The organism is Faecalispora anaeroviscerum (assembly GCF_947568225.1).
GTDB lineage: Bacteria > Bacillota > Clostridia > Oscillospirales > Acutalibacteraceae > Faecalispora > Faecalispora anaeroviscerum.
Genome location: NZ_CANOOQ010000001.1, coordinates 404790 through 431120, shown reverse-complemented (window position 1 = coordinate 431120; position 26331 = coordinate 404790). Strand labels below are relative to the sequence as shown.

The window sequence follows — 26331 nt, the reverse complement described above, 5'->3', positions numbered from 1 at the left end:
TATAGGTGGTGAAAATATGAATCAATCTGAAAACTTGCGTCTGAAGATACAGCGTATTTTATCCAATCCTAAAGTCGTCGTATGCGTTTCTATATTTGCCTCTTGTTTTCTGATGGTAACAATCAATTTTCTTGCAGGCACAATAACAGACTACTGGCATTTTATTATTTCAGCATTAAAGTCTGGAAAGATGAATGGAAGCAGCCCCTTCCTCTTCCCCAATCCTTTTTCATTCCGATCAGAAATGATTTGGGTTTATCTCGTAGGAGGTATATTCTCTGTCGCTTTTTCCGTCAGACTTGGGTATTTGATGTTAGTCAATTTTTCTCCCTTGTCTGAAGATAACCAAAAGGGAAGCCGAAGATTTACAACCGTCTACGAGTTGAAACAGGAATATCGAAGTGTGCCGGAAAGCAAGATTGAATATGAAGGGAAAGGTGGCTTCCCTATCTCACGATATAAAAATAAAATTTTCATTGATGACTCCCCGGTTAATAACCTGATTATTGGTACAACTCGAAGCGGTAAAGGTGAGCTTTTTGTTGTTCCGGCCATTGATATTTATAGCCGGGCGAAACTTATGAAAGACAAAGCCAGCTTAATAGTAGCTGACCCAAAGGGAGAACTTGCAGCTGCATCTAAAGAAGAGTTGGAAAAACGAGGATATAATGTCCTTATTTTCGATTTGCTCCATTTTATGGGCCTGTCATATAATCCCCTTCAGTTGATCAAAGAGGCTTATCTTCGCGGCGATAAAGCAGAAGCGCAGCTGTTAGCTAATACCCTATCTAACATTATGTTTAATGATCCAACCGCGAAAGACAAAACTTGGAATAACTGGAGCATGGCATTAACTAACGCGCTTATTTTGGCAGTAACCATAGACTGTTGCGAAACAGCAGAGCAATACACAGATAAAAAAGAAAAAGAAGCATGGTACGACAAAATCAACTTGTACTCTGTCACACGCCTTCTGGTTGATTTGGGCGAACCGGGTGAAGGTGAAGAAGGAGAGGATCAGAAAAGCCAACTGGACAGATTTTTTTCTGCACGCGACTTGAATGATATTGCTCGGATACAGTATGCTTCCGTAGCGTCCGCAACAGGAAAAACAAAAGGAAATATTTACGCCAATACCCTTGCAATCCTGATTAAATTCACGATGGATAACATCGCCAAGATGACAGCAAAAAACACTGTTAATCTGATTGATGTGGGTTTCAATCAAGATTATCCTACTGCCGTGTTTCTGGTAATGCCGGATTACGATACCTCAAACCACTTTCTTGTTACCATGTTTATCAGCCAACTATATTACATTTTATCTAAAACAAGTTCCCTGTCTGATGGTGGGAAATGCTTTAGAGAGGTCATTTTTCTTTTAGATGAATTCGGTAACATCACGCCAATACCAGATATGTCCCATATTGTTACTGTTTGTCTTGGCCGTAACATTCGATTTGATCTAATCGTTCAGGCTTATTCCCAAATTTATAAGCTTTACGGAGAGCAGGACGGTAAAACGATTATCGGAAATTGTGGTAATCAGATTTACCTTCTTACCATTGAACAGGATACCGCAGAGCGCTATTCCCGATTGGTAGGTAATAAAACCATTACGGTAACTTCACGAAGTGGTTCTGCCAACACCAGCCTATCTTTAGATAAGAATATGACTGAGCATATAGATTCTCAGCCGCTGCTGAATTCTAATGAACTGATGGAGTTTATCCCGGGTGAAAATGTTGTGGTGCGTGTTACAAAACGTGAGGATTTAAAGCACAACAAAATTCGGCCTAACCCCATTTTCAACCACAACGAAACGATCATGAAATATCGCTATGAATATCTGGCCAATGTATTTGATACGCAGAAGTCATTTGAAACATTAAATCTGTCAGACAGTTGCATCCATAAAGACCTTCTTTTGACAGAAATAATGTATTCTCCTTCCCTACCATCTGCTCAGGAGTTAGAGGAAAGTCCGGTGGATCAGCCGCTATATGCAATCCTATCTGATATGCAAAGGGCCATCATTTTGAATTTCTTGTCCAACTGTGATATTGATGTTGATATGGGCATGACCCTTTCTTCGTTCGACTTGTATCTTCAGGAGCTATTGGATACAGAACAAATTAATCAGCAGACCTACGACGATATTTACAACGTTCTTTCCCCTGAGCCATCTTACGGAAGGAGTGAAAAAATTGAATATGAAACATAAAAGGGTAATGGTTACTGGACTAACCACTATCCTTTTTACTTTTTTCAGTATCAAAGTTTTTGCAGGTACAAAAGCCACAATAGCTATCCTGAATCAATTTCACTTTGATATTAACGATCCTGTATCAAACACAATGAGGAAAATTGCTTGGGGTATGGTCAAAGGCCTACACTGGCTGGTGAAAGGACTGGAAGACGTTGTATACAACATCAATAATGCTTTAGGAGGATTCTTCACCAGCGAACAAATTCAAGCTTTACAAAGTAAGATCATATTGATTGCTCTGGCGCTTATTGTTCTACTCATTCTTTTTATAGGCATCATGAACATGATAAAGCCACAGCAAGTGACAACGATTATTTCCAATTTGATTATAGGGGTTGTAGTAGCTATCGCAATTCCCACGTTACTTTCTGAAGCTTATAATTTTTCGACACAGGCAATTGCGTACATCAATAGTGATGCAAATGGATCTCTCCAAAAAATGTCAGATCGGATTTTAATCGATAATATCACAGATGTGACCCGATATGAAACGGAAGGATTTAAAAGTACCACTTTGAAATACAAAAACAATTTTCTCTTATCTGGTAATCCAGACAAGATTTCTGAGATTGACGCTACGGAGCTTGTCGATCCCGAAAATATGAAAAAGCCTGAAGTGTGGAGCAACAAAATCGTTGAAAAGAATGGGAAACAAGAGCTGAAGGAATTGAGTTCCGGAAAAATCGGATTTGTTGATGCTCCTATTCTATCTGGTTATTATTATCGCTGGAAATTCGATTGGTTAAATATTTTTTCTACTCTTTTAGTGACCGGCACCGCATTGATACTGAGTAGTATCAAAATAGCTCGTCTTTTATATGAGTTGGCCATTCATCAAGTTATGACGCAAATTGTCGCGCTGCTGGATGTAATGACGGCGCAACGATTAAAAAAATGTATTCAAATGCTTGTCGCAACTTTTGTAACATTAATCGCGGTATTTTTTATGCTACAGGTCTTCATCATTGGCATGACTTATATTTCAAACGTCACAAATCCGATACTGCGCTTAATCCTCATGGTTGCACTTGCCTGGTCAGTTATTGATGGGCCGAATCTCTTTGAGCAGATTCTTGGTGTCGATGCAGGTATTAATGGCGCGCTGAAAACTGTCTATGGTTTAAAAGCTGCTGGCGGTATCATGACCGGGGCAATGGCCGTGATGGGCGGCAGGGGCGCTCTGGAAGCAATTAAAGCACAAGGCATTATTGGTTCTGCTAAATCGGTTGTGAGCAAAACTGGAGGCGTTATGGGTACATTAGGTGGCGTTGCAGCTGGCGCGGTAGCAGGAGCAAGGGAAAACTCGCAACGAGTGAGTGATATAAAGTCCGGATTTGCTGGCCAGACCGCTGAAAAAGCAAGCACCATAAAATCGACACCAGACATATCATCAGTCGCAAACACAGAAATGAATGTAAAGACAAGCTCTTCCCCCTCTTCCCCTCTCACTTCTGGTTTGGCATCTTTTATGGATAAGTCAGAATCACCGATTACCACCACAGCGCATGTAGAGGATATAAATCCCGAAAAATCCATTCCTATTGCAAAAACACCCTCTGGTATATCGCAAAATTCTTTTGTGCCTCCTGAAGCCTCCGGTGTCAACGAGACCCCCGCAGCACCAGAGCCTACAATTGTCTCGGCTGTTGCTGCACCACCTCATGTCACAACAAATAAGAAAAAAGATGAACTACCAGGGACAATAGGCGCTTACATCGGATCGGCAATTAGTGCCAGAGTAAAGCAAAGTCCCCCTGTCACTTCTGCGCGCCGGGCATACGCTTTGACAAAAGGCAGCACTCAGCAGCGCGGTAATAAAATTGTCGCCACAGAAGAAAAGGCGCAAAGGATCATGAGTGAAGGAGAGGGTATTCCCCACCGCGAGGCTATAAAGCAGGCAAAAAGAGAAATGCGAGAGGAAAAGAAAGATGCTGGCGAAGGCATACCTTGGGTGCAGCAAGAACAAGACGCAGAGCGGAGCCAGCAGTTGCATAAGGAGAGTGAGAATAAAAAATGATATACGATATTCCAAAGAAATTAAAAGAAGAATATAAAATTTTTCATAAGCCCGACATCTATTTGAAAGATGTCGAGGCCGGTTGTGTTTTTCTTGGAATGTTTTATTTTTTCAAAGGATGGGTGCATTCCTGGTTGTTGCTGCCGTATTGGATCATAGCTGCAGCAATGATCTTTTTTTTGATTCAGCCATCCAGAAGTAATCCTGGGAAAAGAAATTGGGAAGCCATTCTTCTGTTCCTTGGCAGGGATCAAACAACCTATCGTTCGATCAATCACGACCAGGAAGGAGCTGAGCCGGATGATGAACAAAGATGATCGGAAGTCTTTGAAAGAGCAAGAAAAAATTTATAAGCAGAAGGCCAGAGAACGACATGAAGAATTGAAACAGTTAAATGCTGAGCAAAAAAAGGCAGCCAAACAAAGGCGAAAGGAAAAAAAGCTTGAAAAGAAACCGGCGAAACCAAAGAGTATTAAAATCAAAAGGATGCTACTCGATGTTTTTCCAATTAGAGATAGTCAATATGATTATTTCTTATCCGAGAACTATCAAATCATAGATATATTTCAGATTCGTGGCAAGTCGTATTACAACGCATCTGTTGCTGAAATAGAGGCAATGGTAGATCGCCTGGCATATTTTTTTCGCCGGTATAAAAATGATTTAAAGCTCATTGGAATGAACTATCCGACCAACACGCAAAATCAACAGGCCTTTCTTACTTATAAGCTTCAGCAGCCGGAGCTTCAAAAATATGAAGCAATGCTCAATGAAAAAATCGCGATATTACAATATTTGGAGAAAAACACTACTGACAGGGAGGCCTTCATAATGATTTTTGCAAAGAATGAGAACCACTATAATGAGCTATGCGATCTGCTGGCTCGCTCGGAATTATACGTTGATCAAATTTCGCAAGAGAAAAAGGAAAATATTATTTTCCAGCTCAACAACATGAACAAGAAAGTTAAAATATAGGAGGAATCAGTTTGAAGCTGTTTCAAAAAAATGTAAAGGCTGTGGAAAAGGCTCCGCGGCCTTTTAATTCGAAATTGATTGCCAAGCTACAGCCGCAAGGAAATTTAAAACTGAATGATGAAAGATATATCAAAACAGGCGACGGGTACTGCTCCTGTATTACAATCTATGAATACCCTTCAGAAGCATATGATTTTTGGCTGTCTCGACTCATGAATATTGATGGCGTTTACACAGTTCTCGACGTTGCAACAGAGGAAAAAGAAGATGCCCAGGACGCAATTATTGCATCGTTAAATGAACTCGATGTACGCTATTCTCACGCAAAAGACGAAGGGACAAGTATTGAGGCCGAGCAAAACTATCAACTGCTGAAGGATATGTTGAAAAAAGTCAAGACCCAGGGTGAAGTAATCAAATTGATCCAGTGCCGTCTGTATGTAAGTGGTCGGACAAAAGAAGAAGTTGACCGGCGTGCAGCAGATGTAATTAAAGACCTGGAAGGAGAGGCTTTCCGGGCCGCAATCTTCCTTGACGAAACAGAATTCAGTTATAAAGCATTGTGGCAGCCATATCATGAACAGATTAAGGAAAGAAATAAGCGCGTTGGCAATCCTTTACCGGCTCGTTCGTTGGCCGGAGGCTATCCATGGAATTATGAGCAGATGGATGACCCATACGGGATTGCAATCGGCAGTTCGGCCACACGGGGTAATATCATATTTGATCAATTTAGAAAGACAAGAACACGCCTTTCCTTCGATGCTGTTATTGCTGGTAAAAAAGGTAGCGGTAAATCAACGCTGCTGAAATTGCTGACAGAAAACAATGCGATCATCGGAAATTATATTCGTCTTATTGATCAAACCGGTGAGTTTACCGATCTGATTAAATCCCTTGGCGGTAAGATTATTACGCTCAATGGCAGCGATGGAATTATTAATTATCTTGAAGTTTTCCGTACAGATGAAGATGAAGCCATCAGTTTTGCAAACCATCTTTCTAAGTTGAATACTTTCTATAAATTTATAGCGCCATCTGCCGGAGAGGATGATCGAAACGAATTCGAAGAATATGTCAGAAGACTTTACGAAGAAAAGGGCTTATGGCTCAGTAGCACCACCGCTCCACAAAAAATCACAGGTCTTCCCCCACAGGTCTATCCCACATTTTCCGATCTGTTGGCGCTGATCCGTAGCGACTTATATGAAGACATTGAAGCTCGCCACATCAACTCCAATCTATCCCCCAGCAAGTGGCATAGATTGGAAAGTATCGAATTGACCCTAAGTAATATAGTGCATAGCTATGGCAAAATGTTTGACGGTCATACATCGATTCCTAATCTGACTACAGAACAAATTGTCGCGTACAATGTACAAGGTATAAGTAATTTCAAATCTGAGATTTTCAATGCATTGCTGTTTAATATTTTAGCTTTGATGCAAGATGATATGATCCGGATTGGTGTGCCAAGCAAACTAAAATATGAAAATGGAAATCCGATTTATCAAATTCCAAAACTGCTTTTGCTAGTCGATGAATCCCACAAATTCATCAACACCCGGAACCCCCTTGTACTGGATTATGTGATTAATATTGAGCGTGAGAGTAGAAAGTATTTCACCGCTCTTGTTTTAGCAAGCCAATCAATACGCGACTTTGCGCCGCAAAGCAATGACAGCGAAGCAGTGGAAAAACTGAAGCTACTCTTTGAGTTAACTCAGTATAAATTCATTATGCAGCAAGAAGCTAATTGCCTTCCTGTTATGCGTACAGTATTTGAAGATCAGTTGACCGAAAGCCAGCTCAAGCAGATTCCTAAATTTGGACAAGGGGAATGCTTCCTGATGACCGGTGAGGACAGTTTGCACACCTTTATTCAGATTACAGAGCAGGAAGAAAAACTTTTCAAAGGTGGTGCGTGATATGAGTATCGAACGATATTTCAGGTCTCTTCAGATCAGAATGAAAGAAAGCAGTACTATGAAATATAAAGTTTTTCTATGTGCAGCTTTTGTTTTTTTATTCGTGTTCGGTACAAGCAAACTTTGGTTGCCAAGTGATGCAAAAGTGATGAACACACCTATAGGTACTCAGCTTAGTACCTCCACCAATACATCTCTGAAGTTGCGGAGCTGGGAATACAGTAAATTAAATCAGTACATGGAAATCACATTTGATGTTCAGAACAATGAAGATATTCAAAATCTGAATTTCGTCCCGACAGCACATACCAACATCGAAAAAAATAAAGACATGTATGCCAGTACAGCTCTTAGCGTCGACGGTACACTGATTGTTCAGATCAAAGACGTTCCTCCGAAATGGGATGCCATTTCCTTGTTTCTTCAAGATAATCTATCCCCTTCTGATAATATGCAACTCTCCAATGGTGCGAAGTTTTACTGTGACATACGAAAAGTTACGATAAACAATTCGCTGAAACCTAAAACTGAGTTGGCATATCAGATCGAATCCGTAGAGAATGATATTTCAGATACAGAATATGATATTGAAAATTTTGAAAAACAGATTCAGCAGGAAAACGCAGATATTGATCAATTGAATTTTGACATTACGGCCCTCAAAGAAAATCAGAAATACCAGACCGATGTTGAAATTAGTAAATCCAATTCGGTAATTGCCAGCAAGCTTTCAGAAATCGATAACCACAAAAATACAATTCTTGAATTGCAAAAGGAAATTGAGGAATCCAAGATCAAGCTGCAAAAGTTAAATCAAAAGTTGGCAGACACCAAGAGCGGGAAACTCTCCGTTTCGGAAGCTCCCTCCCCCACGGCCAGCACGACGAGCCAAACAAACGGCTCGCAGGAAGAGTCAGTAGACTGACGCTTTTTTCTTAGATGCCCGTCCGGCTAGGACGAAAAGTTTAACCTGAAAAGGATCAGCGTGGAACGCGACTTTTTAGGTTAAGAGCATAAGGGGATTCTGTCCCCACAGTATGTGGGGAGTTAGGCAAAGCCTAACGAATCAGTGGGTACAGTGCAATATTGAAATCCGTATGTTTTTACACACGGAATCCGGGTGGATTCCGTATTTTCTAAAACGATTGGAGTTGATAAAGAATGGAAATCAAAGTGCGTGGTGTTGATCCTGCCGCTGTCAAAAAAATTGATGAACTTGCGACGAAGCAAGATGTTTCTCGAAATACTTTTCTCGTAAACATGATTCAAAATTTTACCGCACTGGAAGAGTTTAAAAGCTTTGAAGATCGGTATCAGTCTATGGTTGATAAATGCTTGCGGGTAATCTATCACAATACAGATGCGCTTCAAAAAATTATGGAAGTGGTGGATGATGAAGAATGAAAAAGCGAAAAGAATTTTTGCTGGATGAATCCACTTTAGAATACTTGCAGCGGTATAGAGACGAAAAGCACCTACCTTCTTTAGCAGCTGCTTTGGCCGGAGTGGTGGACGATCACAAACACAAAAACGATGTTCCCGCTACCAGAGTATTAGTGGAATCTCTGGCGAAGCAAGTAGCCGAAGAACTGAAAGACCCTTTAACCAGAATTCGTCTTGGTTCGAATAACGCAGATCGAAACAGTGAGGTAATTTTGTTGCTGCTCAATTCTCTTCTTTCTTATTCGGGATTCAAAACGCTGATTGATAAGGAGACTCCGCAGCTGACACAGGCTCGACAAACTGTGAAAGACCGAATTGCTAACTTCCGTCAGAAGAAATTGGATAAGGCGGTAGAAAAAAACAGAGTACAGGTTGAACCAAGTCTGGAAGCGGCGACTCTTTCAGAAGACGAATTTTTGTTGTGAGGGAAAAACATGAATGTTATCATTAGCGTAAATCCCCCTTATTCTAAGATGATTTTTACGAAGTATAAACCATTTGATTTCAGAAAAAAAGTTTTAAAAGGCATGGACACAGGATACCCATTAGAAGATATTCTGGCTTATATTTATGAAACAAAAAATAAAGGTGGTTCCGGTAAAGTGATTGGGGAAGTTACCGTGTCTGGGGCTTATTGTCTTCACTATTGGAATAAAATGTATCCCGATTCTGCACTTATTAAACAACGGTTTTTCTTTATGAAAGAAACATATTTGCATTGGTGCAGCTTAAAAGGGATCACCCCAAATTTGAACGAAGGATGGTTCAAGTCAAAAAAATTTAATGCTTACTTAAAAGAGATTGGCTTTTTCGATAATAACGACTCTCTCAATTGTAACTATGCACTAATCTTGGATGATCCGATTTTATACGATGAAGCAAAACCATTGACAGCCTTTCGCACATTAAAAGGAATTCCAATTACCCGGCCACCTCAAAACATGTATCGCGTTCAGTGAAGGGATGATGCACTATTCCTGGCGTAATTCTTGCTTCAAGATTTGTTTTTTCAAAGGATAAGTTTTCTTCTTACATCAATTACATTGATCGCAGCGAAGCCATTCGAAATTCAGCTTTTGATTCGTATTCCGCTTACGTTGATGATTATATGGATAACCCTAAAAAGCAGAAGCCTCAGTTTAATTCAAAGTCAGAAAGGACTTCTGCTTTGTTCACGGAAACCAAGGATAGACTTAGCCCGGAAGAGAAAAAGAATTTGAAAAAACAGTTTGAAAGAGCGCAAGCAGCGGATAGCCCTATGTGGCAGAATGTTCTGAGCTTTGATAATCAATTTTTAGAGCAGCACGGAATATATGATAGCAAAACCGGAATGGTGGATGAAGCGAAGATGCGGAGCATCACGCGCTTGGCCATGAAGGAAATGCTTAAAAATGAAGGAATGGAAGCCTCCGCTGTTTGGAGTGCTTCCATTCATTTTAATACGGATAATATTCATGTCCATATCGCTGTTGTCGAACCATCCCCCACCAGAAAAAAGAAAGACTTTTTTGTCAAAGAGGAAGACGGCACTGGTGAAATCAAAACACAATTCAAAGGAGGTTTGAAAAAAGGAACATTCACAAAGATGAAATCAAAAGTAGTAAACAACATTGTGGATCGTTCCGATCAGTTGAAAGAGATCAACGAGATTATTCGAAAAAATATCCTTTCACAGAAGAAAGAAAATTTGTCTTATGAGGATGCTCAGATGAAGGGAGCCTTCCTCAACATATATAACAAATTGCCGAGCGATAAAAGAATGTGGTTTTATAACATGAATGCTCTGCACGATGTCCGGCCAGACATTGACACTTTTACTAAACAGTACATCGAGCGTTACCACAAAGAGGATTTTGAAAAGCTGAAGGCACGGTTAAAAGAAGAACAAAATTTTTTGAAGGGTGTTTATGGTGCTGGTAAAACAAAGCTGTATGAAAACTATACGGACAATAAAATTTCTGATCTCTATACCCGTATGGGAAATGCGTTGCTGACCGAAATGCGGCAGTATGACAAACTGATAAAGCCTGATCTAACCAAAGGTAAGCATTCTGCTCAGGCAATACAAAGGTTGAGAGAAAAGAAGCACCTCTACCGAAGCAGGTCAGACAGCTTGCATGAGTTAAAAAAGGCTCTTAAAAAAAATTATACCAGCGCGAGGAATCAGATGGAATTCAGAAAACTGCAACAGGCAATTGAACAGGCCGGGCAGGATTATGAAGATAGGTGATGAAATAAGTGATAAACATAAAACGGATTTTCATATTGTTCGGAATAGGTTCTTTATGTTTTTTGCTGCTGTTCCCTCTTATTATTCTTATTGTTACACTGACAACTATCGGCGCGGCGCTTGGCCAGTCAAACACATCGTTCGGCGGTTATTCAGAAGGCGTTCTTTCCTACCAGGCAAGCATAGAAAAATATTGCAAACAGTTTGATATATCCGACTATGCCGCCTTGGTAATGGCCGTCATGCAGCAAGAAAGTGGTGGAGCCGGAAACGATCCAATGCAGTGTTCCGAGAGTCCTTATAATTTAGATTACCCACAACAGCCCGGAGGGATTACTGATCCGGATTATTCAATTAAAATTGGTACTCAATATTTGGCCAGTTGCATTAGGGCGGCGAAAGTAAAATCGCCTGATGATATTTCAGGGATCAGCTTAGCGTTGCAAGGATACAATTTCGGAGGCGGTTATATATCATGGGCAGCTGCTCAAGGAGGCTACAGTAAACAAAATGCTGTAGCCTTTTCTGAACTCAAAGCCACTCAATTAGGATGGACTGGCTACGGCGATTCTGATTATGTTAGTCATGTGTTGCGGTACTATTCCCTTTTATATCCTTCGGGTAACGGAACCTTTCATTACCCTCTGGCTACTGGAACCTATAGCATAACGAGCGGCTATGGGTATCGATGGGGAGAGCTTCATAAGGGAATCGACTTTGCAGCACCAGAAGGAACGAAAATATATGCTTCAGCAAGTGGCACAGTAGTCTTTTCTGGATTTGGCAGCGCTGACAATGGATTTAATCGTTATGGGAATGTGATATTGATTAAACACGATGAAACCTACAGCACTTTGTATGCTCATTGCAGTCAGCTGTTGGTTCCAGCTGGTTCAACGGTTAAACAAGGGACAGTAATAGCGTTGGTTGGAAGTACAGGGGAGTCAACCGGCAACCACTGTCATTTCGAGGTAAGAAAAAACGGGAGTGCAGTTGATCCAAAAGGTTATCTAAAATAATTGCACATGCAATGAATTGAGATTGGAGATGAACACATTGCAACAGCTAAGAACGGTTATAAAATACCCAGGTGCAAAATGGCGCATTGCTGACTGGATTATTGGACATATGCCAGAACATCACAGCTATCTTGAGCCTTATTTTGGCAGTGGAGGAGTGTTCTTTCGCAAACCTGCATCACATATTGAAACGATCAATGATATTGATGGAGACGTGGTGAACTTGTTCCGGTGCATTCGTGAGGATGCTGAAAAATTAGCCATGTTGATCGAAGTAACGCCGTACGCTAGAGAAGAATATTACACTGCTTTCAATTCACTTTCGGAAGATCCGTTTGAACGCGCACGACTTTTTTTAATGAAAACGTGGATGGGTCACGGATTTCGAACTTACTGTAAAAGTGGTTGGAAAAATGATATTGCTGGCCGTGAAAACAGTTATGCAGTGGAATACTGGAATCGCTTGCCAAAATGGGTTATGGAAATTGTAAGTCGCTTGAAAGAAGTACAAATAGAAAATAAACCCGCTCTCGAATTAATCCAGCGGTTTAACCGACCCAATGTGTTAATCTACGCAGATCCGCCATATCTGCTCAGCACCAGGAAGATGAAAAAGCAGTATGCCTATGAAATGACAGATGCAGATCATGAAGAAATGCTGGAAGCTCTTAGAGATCATCAAGGCCCTGTGCTGCTGTCCGGGTATGACAATGATATGTATAACGATATACTGCAGGGCTGGACTAAAGACCAGACTGTCACTACTGCAGAAAAAGGTAAGCACAGAACGGAAACTCTGTGGATTAAATCTATACCAAATGAAAATTTGTGCTTTTTTAAATTAGGATAACAATTTATGTTCTACTTTGAAAAACAGAGGGTGATGAAATGAAAGCAAAAATCCAAATCAATTTATTTGATGAAATTACAATTGATGGTTTCTGCGGCGGTGGTGGATGGTCGACAGGCTTCGAGTTTGCGATTGGAGAGCCAGTATCGATTGGTATTAACCATGATGCTACGGCAATCGCCATGCACAAAAAGAATCATCCATATACAAAACATTACAATGAAAATATTTTTAATGTTGACCCGCGCAAGGCCTGCGCCGGTCGCCCGGTGGGATGGGCGCACTTTTCCCCGGATTGCACCCACTTTTCCCGCGCAAAAGGTGGAAAGCCGGTAAAAAAGCATATTCGTGGCCTTGCGTGGGTTATTGTAAAGTGGGCCGGAACAGTGCATCCCCGAATCGTTAGCATGGAAAATGTAAAAGAATTTATGACGTGGGGTCCATTGGTTGCCGCACGGGATAAAAAGTCAGGGCGAGTATTAAAGCGTGTCGAAGGAATTGATGAGAAAACAGGAGAGGTTATAGAGGTGACGGAAATTGCCGCGCCGGGAGAAGTAGTGCCGATTTTCCAACAATATCTCATACCTGATAAAAAACGAGCCGGTGAAACATTCCGGGCTTTTTGTCGAGCTATGAAAGAACTTGGGTACGAATATGAATTCAAGATTTTAAAGGCCTGTGATTACGGAGCGCCTACATCACGGGAACAATTATTTGGGCTGTTCCGAAACGACGGAAAGCCGGTTGTGTGGCCAGAGCCGACTCATGGTGATCCAAACAGTAAAGCGGTCAAAAGTGGAAAGTTAAAACCTTGGCGTACCGCAGCGGAAATTATTGATTGGTCACAAGAATGCCCCTCAATATTTGAGCGCAAAAGACCGCTTGCGGAAAACACATTAAAGCGGATAGCGCGTGGAATTGAAAAATTTGTAATAGAGAATCCGGAACCGTTCATAGTTCAGGTGAATCACGGCGGCGAAAATTTCCGAGGGCAATCAGTAAATTTCCCTATGCCTACAATGACCTCAAAAAATGGACATGGTGTTGTAATGCCGGTAATGACGGCGATTGGGCATACCGGGTTTTCGGATGATCGATCATACCAAGTTACGGAGCCGGTGAAAACCATTGTCAGTAAAGCAGAACAATGTATTATCACCCCAACGCTTATCCAGTATCACAGCGAAAAAAGCGCAAAAGAAGTGCGTGGGCAAACCCTCAGTCAACCAATTCAGACGATTGATACTACTCCGCGCTACGGGCTTGCAGCGGCTACGCTGATTCAGACCGGATACGGGGAGCGGAAAGGACAAGCCCCGCGTGTTCCGGGCTTGAATAAGCCGCTGGGAACCGTCGTAAGCACTGAAAAACACGCTGCTGTTACCGCCTTCCTTTCAAAATATTCTAACGGAGGGCTTAGAAAAGACAGTAGAGTGGAAAGCATGCCATTACTTACCTCTAATAAGACAGGACATAACTCGCTAATCTCGTCAAACATCATTCAGCTAAATAATAACTGTGTCGGTCAACCGGTAACAGAGCCGCTGCGAACAATCACATCTGGTGCTGGCCACTTTGCAGAGGTACAGGCACTTTTGATTAAATTCTATGGCCAAGGAACCGGACAAGCCGTAGATAAACCCCTTGACACTGTAACGGCGAAAGATCGGTTCGGACTTGTGACGATTCACGGCATAGATTACATGATCGTTGACATTGGGCTACGAATGCTCTCTCCAAGGGAGCTATACGCAGCACAGGGCTTCCCATCAGATTATAAGATCGAAACGGATTGTAACGGTAGACACATTCCAAAGACGGAACAGACACATAAATGCGGGAATTCAGTTCCCCCTCCCTTTGCTACGGCTCTGGCCCGTGCTAACTGGCCGGAAAAATGTCGAAAGAAAATTGCAACCATGTCTGAATTGAATAACACTGTTGCGGTTTAAAAGGAAAAGGCTCATGCTTTTGTAGCAAGAGCCTTTTCCTTACCTAGTTAAAAAGGCCGATATGACAGCCTTATGGTGGACAATTCAAGAAGACATCAAAGCTGGAAAAGCTTCAGCTGAAGATATGGCTGGGTCTGTGATTGAAAGCTTTAAAAAGCACCTCAAGACAGACTATTCAGGTGCTTCTATTGCTCGACAAGCCAATCATGAAGAAATTGGCCATTGCCCGATATATGGGTAAGCCTGTTTATGAAAATAAGATGGCATTCTCATGCAGCGGATATAAAGAAGGCTGCAAATTTTCTCTCTGGAAAGAAAACAAGTTCTTCTCAGCGTTCGGAAAGAAACTCACAAAGTCGAATGCAAAGGGTTTGCTTTCGATTAAGCACAGATGTTTGGTAACTGGTATCAAAAAGAAAAACGGAACCGGCACATATGACGCTTATTTTGTTATGAGTATGAAAAACGGTTACCCCAGCTTCGAGTTGGAGTTTGCAAGTAAAAGAAAATAAAATAATTAATTTTAGAAAAAGGCTATTATTGGGCGTTATATTGATTGCCAAATAATAGCCTTTCTCTTGAAAGGATGCAACATGAGCTTCATTAAGGTTCCTAATATTCTGTTTGACTACTATGAAGTAGAATGTGAAAACACCCCCAAACTGAAAAAGGCCAACCAAAAAATCAAATATTTTAGCCTTGAACCGGTGGACATTTGCGTCTTTACATATTTTCTGTCTTGTGGGGGATTTATCAATCAGAAGAGAATTGTGCGGAAATGCAAGACAATAGCAGCTCACTGTGGCATTAAAGACCCTAAAACAATTCGTGCCTCGGTAGAACGATTGGCCATGATAGGACTCATTACAAAATGCCATAGATTTAATCAATGGGGCCATTTTGCTGCAAATGGATACCAGACAGCCCAGCTTACGGATGGCGGATTTTTCATGTTCGACACGGATTATTTTAGGCATGAACTGAGTGTACCGGAAATGTGCATTTTACTGTATCTCAACCGATGCCGGAATTCTGAAAATTCTTCATTGGCCTGCCCATCAATATCTAAAATGTGTTTTGCAATCAACATATCTAAAAATACTGCATGCAAATTCATCCAGCAGTTGGTGCAGAAGCTTTTTATCAAAAAGGAACACTACGTATCTGAGCAAGGGGATTTTGGGAATAATCGCTATCATTTGTATTCCTCTCACGAACGCAATAAACTATTGCGCCCCTTCAGAAGATTCAAAACAAAAGTATCTTCCATGCTAAAAAAGTTCTTCCATCCTTTAGAAAATATTACAAAGATCGTTCGGGTAATTCGTTTTCACATAGTTGGATACACCCAGCACTTCTCCTGCCCTTCCTTTCTGTCAAAGAGGGTAGGTCAAAAATCCCCTAATACCTCCTAGACCCACCCAGGTTACGTACAATTAAGAAAGAATAGTTTATACTCTAAGTTATCTTACTGCTTACTAATAGCTAAAGTGAAAAACCTGAGTAATCTCATTGCGATCATGATTGATCGGTCAGCCTCCTTTTTTCTTAATCGTTGACATATTTCTATCGTCTGAGTATAATAATATTATAGGACAGATAAGGTTCTGTGCCACTTTCAAGCAAGAATACGCTTACCGCTGGCGTGATAAATGGGCGGTTTGATTGAATACGCTAACCATCAGCGTGACAAGTAGATGGTTCGATTTGAATACGCCAACCGTCCGGCGTGATAAATAGGCGGTTTGATGAATGGGAAATCCCTTTGCTTCGTGCGAAGGGATTTCTTCTTTTTTGAAAGGAAAAATAAAATGATAGAAAATGGATTTTATAAAATTAGCGAAGAATTTATTGATTTGATCCATCAGCTGGGAGGAAAGTATTCTGATCGGAAAGAACGCCCGGTTTTTTGCTGCATAGAGGATTCAAAAATCAAAAACTTGTATTGGGCGATTCCTACCAGCGATTTAGCTCACCGGCCACCGGCTCAAATAGAAAAAATAAGGCTTTGGAATGAGGAAAAGAGCATCCGCAGCGCTTATTATCACATTGGCCACACCAACCGGCCTGCGCTCTATCGCATCAGCAGCTGCTTCCCCATTACAGACAAATACATCAGCGGTGAATATGTTTCACAGGGCAGGCATTTGATTTTGAGAAACCCCAGGGAAATTGAGATCATTCAGAAAAAACTGCATCGAATTCTCTTCGACGAATCGCTTCACCCCAACAAGTATGAGCAGCATATTACGCAGCTGCGTGAATACTTGGTTGCTGAGATGGAGTGCCAGCAATCCGTTACAATAGAGCCAGAAAAGACACCGTTTAACGATCTACTTGTCCAGAGAAATAAAGAGATACATAAAAAAAAAGAAATAGAACCGGAACGCTAAGTCGGACATTTTGTCTGACTTTTTTAATATCTCGACGCATGTGCCGATAAGTAAAGAATGTAGTAATGACTAACATTATTTTTTACTGAGGACGCAAAATGAGATTTAACCAACCTAGAGAACCGCCGAGATTCACAAATGCTTACTTCATCATTTTATCATTGGAGGGGAACATATTGAGCTTGTATGTATGGTTAATTACTTGGCTGGATAAATACGAAAAAAATACAATTAAGCGAACTACTTACGTAAATTATGAAGGACATATTCATAATCATTTCAATGCATTTGATAAAGTGGAAATTTCTGATGTCACAACTCCCATATTGCAAGATTTCTTTAACGATAAATTTGATTCCGGACTTTCCTCGAAGACGATTCGCAACATGGCAATTATCTTAAAAAAAGCAATGAAACAGGCAGTTGCGGACGGTCTAATACAACAGAATTGTGCTTTGTATGTAAACTTACCTAAAATTGTACGAAAGGAAATTCAAGTATTAACCCATAGCCAGAAAAGAGATTTAATCAAAGTCTCTTATTTTTATCGCTACGGTATTTTTGTAAGATTAACCTTATGCACAGGTTTAAGGCTTGGGGAGTTGTTGGGGCTAAAATGGATAGACGTTGACTTTCAGAAAAACGAACTTAAAATTCGCAGAATTCTTCATAGATGCAAAAATTATGATCCCAACGTCAAAACTTCCACTTCCATTTATTTTGATGAACCTAAAACAGCAAAGTCCAAAAGGACTATCCCCCTTCCCCCAAATGCAATTGACGATTTGAAAAAGTGGAAAGATCGGCAACAAAAAGAAATTGGTCAGGTAGAATTTGTTGTTACTGACCAGCGCGGAAAATATATTGAACATACCACTTTTAAAAAATATTATAACCGTATGTTAGACAAATGCGGAATAAAGGGCATCACCTTTCATGCGTTACGTCATACCTTTGCCACACATGCACTGGAAAAAGGAATTGACAAAAAGGTTTTATCAGAAATACTTGGTCACTCATCCGTTTCTTTTACGCTGGATACCTATGCCCATGTGTTGAATTCCTTTAAGAGAGAAAACATGGAGTTGATGAATGACATCTATGACTCAGATAGTCAGCCACAAAAACTAGTCTTGTCCTTCAAACCTTTTAAAGATCAGTATATTGTATCCATTCCGGATCATAACGCCTATACATTTATAGCCAGCAGCATTCAAGAAGGAATTGATTACGTGGAAGAAAAAAGAGATGAAATTAGAATTTGCAAGCCTCTTAACTTACCTAAAATACTTGAAGATAAATCAGCTTCAGATATTTTAGTGTTTTTAAAATAATCTTCAAGTCGGACAAAATGTCCGAGTATAAAAACAATCTTGACAATATAGGATAAATCCCATATAATAAGTATAGGATTTATCCTATAAGAAGGGCGGACAATAGTGCAAGAATTTGAAGTAATATTCTATGATAAAGAAGATGGAACAGTTCCGGCACAGGAGTTTATATTGAGTCTGGATAAAAAAATGCGCGCGAAAATGTTGAGAACAATTTCAATACTTGCCGATAATGGAACTGAACTCAGGGAACCTTATTCTAAGACTTTGGGAGATGGCATCTTTGAACTACGAGCAAAGGTAGGTTCGGATATTTCCCGTGTTTTATATTTCTTTTTTGTTGGACAGCAGGTGATTATTACGAACGGATTCGTTAAAAAGACGCAGAAAACACCTGCTGCTGAAATCGAGCGAGCAAAACAGTACCGTGCCGAATACCTGAAAAGAAAGGGGCTTAAAGCATGAACACCAATTTTAATGAGTTTTTAAAGGAACAGCTGAGCGATCCGGAGATAAAAGCTGAATATGATGCGCTGGAGCCGGAATTTGCGATTATTCAGGCAATGATTGACGCGCGGAAAAGCACTGGCATTACTCAAAAACAGCTTGCCGAAATAACCGGCATCGCACAGGGCGACATCAGTAAACTTGAAAACGGGAGCGCAAACCCGTCATTAAGGACACTCCAACGACTTGCAGCTGGAATGGGTAAGAAATTAAAGATAGAGTTTGTACCAACCACAAATAGATAAAGAAAAATCAAGGGCGGTCACTTTAAATGGGTGACCTCCTTTTTTATGTCTTGAATTTACAATGTAAGTGCAACAGGTAAAAAAGAATGACTCAGAGGTTGAAATCCGATATCATAGTGTTTGCGACGACAACTATGAAAGGATTTTCAAACAATGAGCCATTATCATCATCTTAGCATGAATTAGCGTGAAAAGATACTTATTCTGTATACGGAGAAGAAAAGCATACACGCAATATCAAAAGCAATCGGTCGATCCGTTTCGACCGTGTCTCGGGAACTCAAACGAAACCACAGTCAAGACCAAGCCTACTCAGCAATAGAGGCCCAGAAAGAATATCAGAAACGCCGTAAAAAGTGTAGGCGTCCAAGGCTTTTGAATAACACCAAATTGAGAAATATCGTGGCGCGTTTGTTTCTGGAGTATCAGTGGTCACCGGAGCAAATTGCGAATCGCTTTGTCAGGACGCTCCTGAATCCGGTTGCTAATAACAATCTTTCCTCGGGTTTCAACGCTGCCTTTGCGCCGCCTAGTCTTTCCCCGATGACGCAGCTTTCTGATAACACCCCGATTTCCATGCGAAAGTCGCCCGGCATCCAACATTCCAGCGTAAATAGCCCGATAAATGGTTGAATAACTAATTCTGAAGGCACTCTCTTCATAATCGGCAAGTTATTGGACACTGGGAAGCAGACACCGTGGCGGGGAAAACAGGTTCCGCCTGCCTTGTAACTATCACAGATCGGTGCAGTCGCTATTTGTTGGCCGGAAAAGTTGCCAAAAAATATTCGGCGCTTGTGGCAGATAAAATGATTGCGTTATTATCCATCTTGCCGAAAAAAAAGCGTAAAACGATTACACCTGATCGCGGTAAAGAGTTTTCCAATCACACACGGGTAACAGAGTCATTGAACCTGCCATTTTATTTTCCAGACCCTCATGCGCCTTGACAGAGAGGTACGAATGAAAATACAAATGTGAATCACTGACCAGATCGGATATACTAATGCTCAGGCTGCGAATGGGGCACTGCCAATAATAATGTCGCGCAAATAAATCCATGCCTGCCTGCGCGATCTCTGCGGTAATATTGGTGTAGCTGCTCAAAGTATGTTGCCGTGTAAAACTCATGAGCTGGTTGTCCCTGACACTTATGCTGATGGTGCGCCCCTTACAACCATGCTCACGCAGACGGCGGGCGACGCTGTCGGCCAGCACATATAGGATGATTTTAACGTCCTCGTTGTCGACTAAATCACGTGGCGTGGTGGTGCTGTTGCCGATGCTCTTCACTTCTTGATGATCTTCATAACGTGAGACCGGTGTAATATCATAGCCATTTGCAAAGGCATACAGTACGCTTCCCCATTTGCCAAACCAGCCTTTTGAGAGTTTGTTCGGACGTGTTGGCCAGGTCACCTATTGTGTGCCGGGCATAGGACTCTAATTTACGCCGGGTAGCGTTGCCCACATATAATAAGAGCCTATCCATAAATTAAGATATCAAACGTGCACGCGAATCAATTTGCGCCAAACGATAATTGCACAGGCGAAATGTAAAAGTCCCAGATAATTCGCGGCTTTCTTTTCAAAACGAACCAATAGCTTGCGAAAACGATTGAAGAACGAATGGGTGACCCCTACGACTCAACGGCGAGCTTTAAATAGCGGTGGATACTGCTCGCGCACCCATACTCTCTGGGAACAGCTTCCCACTGGCAGCCTGTGCGTAGAACATAAAAAATACCTTCAAGCACTTTACGAGGTGGGATTGGCCGACGGCCCTGTCCTGGCGCGTTCTTATACTCTTTTTGCGGATTACGCTTTTTTACCGGAATCTGATCTTTGACCGCTTCCCAAAACTCGTCCGATATTGTCCACGACTGATAAGATTTCTTTTCATTCATTCTTTCTCACCGGTCTCTATTTTACACCTCTTCGTAATTTATGGATAGGCTCTTAAAAACCAGCTTCAACGGGTATGCCTTTCGGCGGCTTTCGCTTCCATAGGAACCCACATAGTCAAAGTAAACGGCATGTCTTCTCAGAATTGCCGTTTTGAGCAGTTCAAAGCGCCGATTGTCCTGTGCGCCCTGCCCCCATCGGGAAAAATCCACCTCAAGCCAATCCGTATCGTTCTTTTGAAACAATGCGCCCAGCTTTGAGAGCGTACGGTTTGCATCCGTGTTGCCTGTGGCAGCCAGACTTAGCGGCGGCAAATCATAGCCAGTGTCGTCATACCGTTTGCATCCGTGTTGCCTGTGGCAGCCAGACTTTGCAGAGCGATCAGAATCTGCTTTTGCTCCTCTTCGCTCAGCGCAGCCTTATTGAGCACATAGCCGTCAAGGATCGAGATGCCTCCGCCCTTGCCCTGAGTGGTATAAACCGGAATATTTGCCGATGAAAGGGTATCGATATCCCGCAAAATGGTTCGTACCGAAACCTCAAAATGTGCGGCAAGCTCTTTTGCCGTCATGGTTTTTCTGTCAAGCAGCAGGTATACAATTTGAAAAAGTCGATCAATCTGCATTCCATCACCCATCAGCAGTATACCACAAAAAAGCAGAAAACGACCACCTATTAAAAATGGTCGTTTCCTGCTTTTATGATTTTGACTGCAGCATTTCCCGGTACTTGAAAAGCTGCATTGCGGCATAATCTGGATAATAGGACGAAACTCCACAGAAATCACACTGACCCAAAGCCATGTCGTTGCGGTACACAGACCAGCAATCCTTTGGCAATTTGAAATCAGAAGGGGCCGTAGTTCGTCATGGTGGCAAAGATCAGGAAAGCGAAGCCGACCAGGCACCACAAACAAAACATCGGGAAGAGCCACTTAACCCATTTGGTATAGGGCACTTTGCACATTGCCAAGGCAACCAGAATTTCGCCGCTGGTAGGACCGATGATGTCAGTAAACGTGGAGCCCAATTGGAACGCCAGAACGGTGGTCTGGCGGGTTACACCGACCATGTCGGCCAGCGGCGCCATCAACGGCATCGTAATGGCGGCCTGCCCGGAACCGGAGGGAACCAACAGGTTGAACAAACTTTGTATTACAAACATTCCGCAGGCCAGCAGAGCGCCAGGCAGATTCCCCAAGAGGCTGGCCAGAGTATTAATAATGGTGTCAATAATATTAGAGTCGGTCAGCAAAATGACGACCGCATTGGCCAAGCCGATCATCATACAAGGGGCCAGCATATTCGCGGCACCCTTCAGAAAGTCATCGCAAATCTTGCTGGGGTGACTTCCGCCGATCAAACCGCCTATAACGCCGGTTGTCAGAAATACGGCGGAAAGCTCATCAATATAGTAGTCATGAACGAGAACGCCATACACAGTCCACGCGATACCGCCCACCAGAGTCAGCAAAACCAACTTCTGACGCGTGGTCAGTCTGGCGATACTGTCAACATCGATCATATTGGTCTTGACGGTTTCTAAGTCAATCTCGTAAACAGGGCTTAACGTGGGGCTTTTCTTAACACGGTTGGCATGCCACATCACATAGGCCATGCTGACAAAAAGCAAAACGACGAACAGAACCAGCCTTAATGTCATTCCGGAAAACATTGGCAGACCGGAAATACTTTGCGCCACACCAACCGTGAAAGCGTTGGTGGCGGCACCACCGTAACCGGCGGCGACAGAGCCAAATATGATTCCCATCGCGGTCATAGAGTCAAACCCCATAGACAGGCAGACAGTCAGCATCAAAGGAACAAAAGCCAGGAATTCCTCGAAGTTGGCGCAGAAGCAGGAGCCGAGACCGAAGACAGTCATACAAATGGGGATCATGATCAGCTCTTTACCGCGGGTAGCACGAACCACATTGGCCAAACCGGACTCAATGGCGCCGGTTCCCTCCAAAATTGCGAACATACCGCCGATAATCAGCAGAAAAGCAATGATGTAAGCGGCGTTCTGAATCCCCAGCGTTAACGCTGTCATCAGAGCGAAAGGACCAATCGGGCTCTGATCCACATACTTGAAGGTGTTGGGATCGACGATATTGCGATCCAATTCCTCCACATAAACTCGGTCATAGGTTCCGGCGGGTACAATGTAAGAGGCAACAACGCAAAGCAGCATGATGGCAACTAGGAAGAGCATGGGGTTCACGGACTGTAGTGGTTTTTTTTCTTTCTTGACTTTAACCATGTTGGATGACTCCCTTTCTCAATATTGCTATATATCCCTCGTAAAATTGCCGGTGACCTGCTTCAGCGAATTTTGGCCAGAACCTTGCAAAGGTATTCAAATACCTTTTTTACAGATGAAATTCGAACAGTCTCACTGGGGGAGTGAAAATCCCAACAATCCGCACCAATAGATACCGCATCAATGTTCGGACGGGTAGCGGAAAGGCAGCCAACTTCCAGGCCGGCATGGACAGTTAGAAACGCGGGTTTTTCGTGGTAGTTTTCTTCATAAATTCTGCCGCAGAGCTCCCGAAGTTCTGATTTCGGATGAAATTCCCAACTGGGATAAGCATTGCTGCCGTGGCATGTGCCCCCAAGCAGAGATGCCAACCGTTCCATGCGCTGGAAGAGATAAGTACGCAGACTGTTCCGGGCGGAACGAATCTCTATTACAAAATGCAATTCCTGCTCGGACAAATAAACTTCGCCCAGATTGTCAGAGGTATCTACCAGACCAGTGAGCATTTCGTTCATCTGATAAATACCGTCCGGAACCAGCACCAGGGCATTGATAGCACAAGCCGGCTCGATTCCCCAAGGATCGGCTTTTACGGGGGAAATGGAGACTTTCACATTTTGAGAGGTGACTGCCAGCTCAGCGCGAATATCCGTTTCAAGCTCTGACAATTTGAGCCGAACGCTCTCTGAATTGGCGGGATCCAGCCAGACGACAGCTTCCGCCTCGCGGGGGATAGCAAGCCGGAAGGAACCGCCTTGAATGTACCCCAAGCGAAAATCGCAGCAGCTTTCAATCGCCATCAGCATACGGGCAAGAAGAATATTGGCATTTCCGTGGCCTCGGTGGATATCCTCACCGGAATGGCCTCCCTTTAGCCCGGAAACAGAGATACGGTAGGAACGCCAGTCCTCTGATACAGTGCCGAAGGTAACGGGAATACGAATGTCTGCCTGCATACCGCCGCAGCTGCCGCAGAGAATCTCCCGGTCATTTACATGATCCAAATTGAACAGATAGACAGAATTCATTTGGGATGTGTCAAAGTTTTCGGCTCCCGAAAGGTCTTCCTCCTCCATCGTAGTGAACAAAACCTCCAGAGGGGGATGCTGCAGAGCATTGTCTTCCAGAATGGCCATAGCCAGTGCGACGCCAATTCCGTCATCGGCGCCAAGGGTCGTTTTGCCCCCGCTGGATAAGGTGTCGCCCTCAATGACCCAATCGATCGGATCTTTTGTAAAGTCGTGATCTACCTCCGTATCCTTTTCGCAGACCATGTCCATGTGGGCCTGCAGCATAATTCCGGGTGCGTTTTCCAAGCCGCGGGAGGCTTTTTTTCGGATCAGCAGGTTATTGTACGTGTCCTGCTCCGCCTCCAGACCCAAATTTCTTGACCAGCCCAGAATAAAATCGCTGATTGCTTTTTCATTGCCGCTTCCATGTGGAATCTGGCTAATTTGATAAAAATGATAAAAGACCCGATGCTCGCAAAGTTTTTCTATTCTTTTAATCATAAGAACCCCTACCTTTACTGATAAATTTTTTCAGCAATTCGTTATAAATTAGGGTTGCATTGTGCAAATGATAACCGCGGTTTTTTTATAATCATGATTATACAATGCTATCCCCATAGTGTCAATACATATCCTTCCTAATCACGTTATTTTTAGCGTTTTGCATTGTGTAAGGGCTTTTGCCTTTTGCATTATGACGAATTTTGTAAAAATAAGGCAGGCTAGGAAGACAAAAATCTGCTGAAACAGACAGTATCATGGGCTCAAAAGCTTCGGGTACGGTATCAGGAAGAAATGCGGCCGGACAGAATTAAATTCGGGCTGAAGAATCAACCGACTGCTCCAGAACAATTGATAAGAAGAAAGTCCGCTTAGAGTCTTCCGGCAAAGACGAAAGCGCATGGAAAAGTATCAAAAGACTTCGGGGAGCGATGGATAGTTCTGATCGTACCAACGATTGGCATCGACCTTGAACGGATTTCGAATGTCTTTGCTATTAACGCTTCCCCTCCCTAGCAGCTCACGGATTTTTGGACGGTATCCATTTTCTTCTCGGGTTTCGATTTTTTCTTGATAGAAAACAAACCTCCGTTATGATGTCTCCACTCGACACCGTAACGGAGGTTTGTACTAAATTAGGAAAGGCTTTATTTCTATAATAGATATAGAGAACGATTTTTTTAAAACATTTATTTGGCCGCATCCAGCAGATATTCAAACAGCTGCATAAATTTTTGTTTGTGTGTCTGAATGTCCAGACGGTCTCCCTGAAGACAGGCCTCGTAAATAAACGTCTGATGTGTCGCAATAATCAGATCCAGAGTGATATCCGCTTTCTCAGGAGCAACAAACCCCTCCTGTACCATAGCCTGCATGGTAACATAATCTCGCTCCCGCATACTTCCGGAAATCATCATCTGCCGCATTGTGCTGCTAATACCTGACAGCTCTTCGGGAAAAAGATCGTAATAGTAGGTATGCAAAACATCACCTAACATTTCGCTGCGCCGCCCGAAAAATAAATTATGAAAAATATCCGGATTGCGAAACGCAATGTCATTGAAGCAGCGATAAATCATACGGAATCGTTCCAATGAGTTCATTTCGGGCGTTAAGGATTTTGCCAGGGATGCCACATAATCACGCAAATAGCAAACTGATCCAAACAAAGTCAAATGCTCCAGATCTTGAAAATAGTTGTAAATGGTTGCGCTGTTATAGCCGGCTTTTGTGGCGATCTTACGGATAGACAACCCATCAACACCCTCTGTTAAAAGCAGTTCCCGGGTTGCCTCGATAAAAAAGATCATCATCCGTTTACGCTTTACCGTTAATACCGTTGCATCATTGTGATCATTTTCCATCATAATGGTATCCTCATCCTCCAATATTCCAGTTATGTTATTGAACATGTCCAGTTTACGCTGAAGTTTCTAAAAAAGCAAGAGAAGCGGGATTGACAAAATATATCTTAGCAAGTATGATAGA

28 protein-coding genes and 2 pseudogenes are annotated in these 26331 nt (G+C 42.4%); 22 read left to right on the top strand and 8 right to left on the bottom strand.

The features are described 5' to 3' along the window. Positions 1-16: 16 nt before the first annotated feature. From QOS46_RS02150 to QOS46_RS14270, 22 genes and pseudogenes are all read left to right on the top strand, one after another. Positions 17-2224, top strand: a complete 2208-nt coding sequence (locus tag QOS46_RS02150; RefSeq protein ID WP_283606929.1) for a VirD4-like conjugal transfer protein, CD1115 family — start codon at positions 17-19, stop codon at positions 2222-2224. Beyond that, positions 2214-4286 carry a pLS20_p028 family conjugation system transmembrane protein gene (locus QOS46_RS02145; RefSeq protein ID WP_408611469.1) on the top strand — a complete coding sequence of 691 codons (2073 nt, stop codon included), beginning with the start codon at positions 2214-2216 and terminating at the stop codon, positions 4284-4286. Before QOS46_RS02150 ends, QOS46_RS02145 begins: the two co-directional genes overlap by 11 nt. Beyond that, positions 4283-4603 carry a DUF5592 family protein gene (locus tag QOS46_RS02140; protein WP_283606925.1) on the top strand — a complete coding sequence of 107 codons (321 nt, stop codon included), beginning with the start codon at positions 4283-4285 and terminating at the stop codon, positions 4601-4603. Before QOS46_RS02145 ends, QOS46_RS02140 begins: the two co-directional genes overlap by 4 nt. After that, complete coding sequence (locus QOS46_RS02135; protein ID WP_283606923.1) at positions 4587-5264, top strand: hypothetical protein; 678 nt, start codon at positions 4587-4589, stop codon at positions 5262-5264. The genes QOS46_RS02140 and QOS46_RS02135 overlap by 17 nt, the downstream gene beginning before the upstream one ends. An 11-nt stretch (positions 5265-5275) precedes the next feature. Further along, positions 5276-7192, top strand: a complete 1917-nt coding sequence (locus QOS46_RS02130; RefSeq protein ID WP_283606922.1) for a VirB4 family type IV secretion system protein — start codon at positions 5276-5278, stop codon at positions 7190-7192. Between the two features lies 1 nt (position 7193). Then, the gene (locus tag QOS46_RS02125; protein WP_283606920.1) at positions 7194-8117 is read left to right on the top strand and encodes a hypothetical protein; all 924 of its coding nucleotides are present in this window, start codon (positions 7194-7196) and stop codon (positions 8115-8117) included. A gap of 236 nt (positions 8118-8353) precedes the next feature. Beyond that, on the top strand, positions 8354-8596 hold the full coding sequence (locus tag QOS46_RS02120; protein ID WP_283606919.1) for a hypothetical protein: 243 nt from the start codon (positions 8354-8356) through the stop codon (positions 8594-8596). Then, positions 8593-9060, top strand: a complete 468-nt coding sequence (locus QOS46_RS02115) for a hypothetical protein (RefSeq protein ID WP_283606918.1) — start codon at positions 8593-8595, stop codon at positions 9058-9060. Before QOS46_RS02120 ends, QOS46_RS02115 begins: the two co-directional genes overlap by 4 nt. 9 nt (positions 9061-9069) lie before the next feature. Further along, on the top strand, positions 9070-9594 hold the full coding sequence (locus QOS46_RS02110) for a hypothetical protein (RefSeq protein WP_283606917.1): 525 nt from the start codon (positions 9070-9072) through the stop codon (positions 9592-9594). A 14-nt stretch (positions 9595-9608) separates the two neighbouring features. Beyond that, positions 9609-10865 (top strand): MobP2 family relaxase, encoded by a 1257-nt coding sequence (mobP2, locus tag QOS46_RS02105; protein WP_326521351.1) that lies wholly within the window; start codon positions 9609-9611, stop codon positions 10863-10865. 8 nt (positions 10866-10873) lie between these two features. Next, on the top strand, positions 10874-11884 hold the full coding sequence (locus QOS46_RS02100; RefSeq protein ID WP_283606915.1) for a peptidoglycan DD-metalloendopeptidase family protein: 1011 nt from the start codon (positions 10874-10876) through the stop codon (positions 11882-11884). A gap of 37 nt (positions 11885-11921) precedes the next feature. Beyond that, positions 11922-12734, top strand: coding sequence for a DNA adenine methylase (locus QOS46_RS02095; protein WP_283606913.1), 813 nt, complete (start codon positions 11922-11924; stop codon positions 12732-12734). Between the two features lie 38 nt (positions 12735-12772). Then, a complete protein-coding gene (locus QOS46_RS02090) occupies positions 12773-14686 on the top strand; it encodes a DNA cytosine methyltransferase (RefSeq protein WP_283606912.1) in 1914 nt (637 codons plus the stop codon). Positions 14687-14826: 140 nt separating this feature from the next. Beyond that, positions 14827-15198 carry a hypothetical protein gene (locus QOS46_RS02085; RefSeq protein WP_283606910.1) on the top strand — a complete coding sequence of 124 codons (372 nt, stop codon included), beginning with the start codon at positions 14827-14829 and terminating at the stop codon, positions 15196-15198. An 81-nt stretch (positions 15199-15279) separates the two neighbouring features. After that, a complete protein-coding gene (locus QOS46_RS02080; RefSeq protein ID WP_283606909.1) occupies positions 15280-16101 on the top strand; it encodes a hypothetical protein in 822 nt (273 codons plus the stop codon). A gap of 396 nt (positions 16102-16497) precedes the next feature. Further along, positions 16498-17079, top strand: coding sequence for a hypothetical protein (locus QOS46_RS02075; protein ID WP_283606908.1), 582 nt, complete (start codon positions 16498-16500; stop codon positions 17077-17079). Between the two features lie 176 nt (positions 17080-17255). Next, positions 17256-18413 (top strand): tyrosine-type recombinase/integrase, encoded by a 1158-nt coding sequence (locus QOS46_RS02070; protein WP_283606907.1) that lies wholly within the window; start codon positions 17256-17258, stop codon positions 18411-18413. A 105-nt stretch (positions 18414-18518) separates the two neighbouring features. Continuing rightward, positions 18519-18878: a type II toxin-antitoxin system RelE/ParE family toxin gene (locus QOS46_RS02065; protein ID WP_283606905.1), complete on the top strand. Its 360-nt coding sequence runs from the start codon at positions 18519-18521 to the stop codon at positions 18876-18878. Continuing rightward, the gene (locus QOS46_RS02060) at positions 18875-19165 is read left to right on the top strand and encodes a helix-turn-helix domain-containing protein (RefSeq protein WP_283606904.1); all 291 of its coding nucleotides are present in this window, start codon (positions 18875-18877) and stop codon (positions 19163-19165) included. The genes QOS46_RS02065 and QOS46_RS02060 overlap by 4 nt, the downstream gene beginning before the upstream one ends. A 195-nt stretch (positions 19166-19360) precedes the next feature. Beyond that, positions 19361-19444: pseudogene (locus QOS46_RS14275) on the top strand (helix-turn-helix domain-containing protein); the annotation flags it as partial. Positions 19445-19540: 96 nt separating this feature from the next. Further along, positions 19541-19798, top strand: coding sequence for a hypothetical protein (locus QOS46_RS02055; protein ID WP_283606903.1), 258 nt, complete (start codon positions 19541-19543; stop codon positions 19796-19798). A gap of 65 nt (positions 19799-19863) precedes the next feature. Then, positions 19864-20115, top strand: a complete 252-nt coding sequence (locus tag QOS46_RS14270; protein WP_408611433.1) for a transposase — start codon at positions 19864-19866, stop codon at positions 20113-20115. On the opposite strand, the gene QOS46_RS02050 is transcribed toward QOS46_RS14270, so the two are convergent. From QOS46_RS02050 to QOS46_RS02015, 8 genes and pseudogenes are all read right to left on the bottom strand, one after another. After that, complete coding sequence (locus QOS46_RS02050) at positions 20021-20584, bottom strand: DinB/UmuC family translesion DNA polymerase (protein WP_283606902.1); 564 nt, start codon at positions 20582-20584, stop codon at positions 20021-20023. The genes QOS46_RS14270 and QOS46_RS02050 overlap by 95 nt on opposite strands. A gap of 84 nt (positions 20585-20668) precedes the next feature. Then, positions 20669-20812: pseudogene (locus QOS46_RS02045) on the bottom strand (IS5/IS1182 family transposase); the annotation flags it as partial. Beyond that, entirely contained in the window at positions 20806-21072 is a 267-nt protein-coding gene (locus QOS46_RS02040) for a transposase (protein ID WP_408611432.1), read from the bottom strand. The pseudogene QOS46_RS02045 and the gene QOS46_RS02040, both read right to left, overlap by 7 nt. Before the next feature lie 21 nt (positions 21073-21093). Further along, the gene (locus QOS46_RS02035; RefSeq protein ID WP_283606901.1) at positions 21094-21384 is read right to left on the bottom strand and encodes a WYL domain-containing protein; all 291 of its coding nucleotides are present in this window, start codon (positions 21382-21384) and stop codon (positions 21094-21096) included. After that, positions 21372-21695, bottom strand: coding sequence for a helix-turn-helix transcriptional regulator (locus QOS46_RS02030; RefSeq protein ID WP_283606900.1), 324 nt, complete (start codon positions 21693-21695; stop codon positions 21372-21374). The genes QOS46_RS02035 and QOS46_RS02030 overlap by 13 nt, the downstream gene beginning before the upstream one ends. 221 nt (positions 21696-21916) lie before the next feature. Continuing rightward, the gene (locus tag QOS46_RS02025) at positions 21917-23332 is read right to left on the bottom strand and encodes a YfcC family protein (protein WP_283606898.1); all 1416 of its coding nucleotides are present in this window, start codon (positions 23330-23332) and stop codon (positions 21917-21919) included. 62 nt (positions 23333-23394) lie between these two features. Beyond that, entirely contained in the window at positions 23395-24843 is a 1449-nt protein-coding gene (pepD, locus tag QOS46_RS02020) for a beta-Ala-His dipeptidase (protein ID WP_283606897.1), read from the bottom strand. Between the two features lie 689 nt (positions 24844-25532). After that, entirely contained in the window at positions 25533-26210 is a 678-nt protein-coding gene (locus QOS46_RS02015) for a TetR/AcrR family transcriptional regulator (RefSeq protein WP_283606896.1), read from the bottom strand. Between the last annotated feature and the right edge of the window lie 121 nt (positions 26211-26331).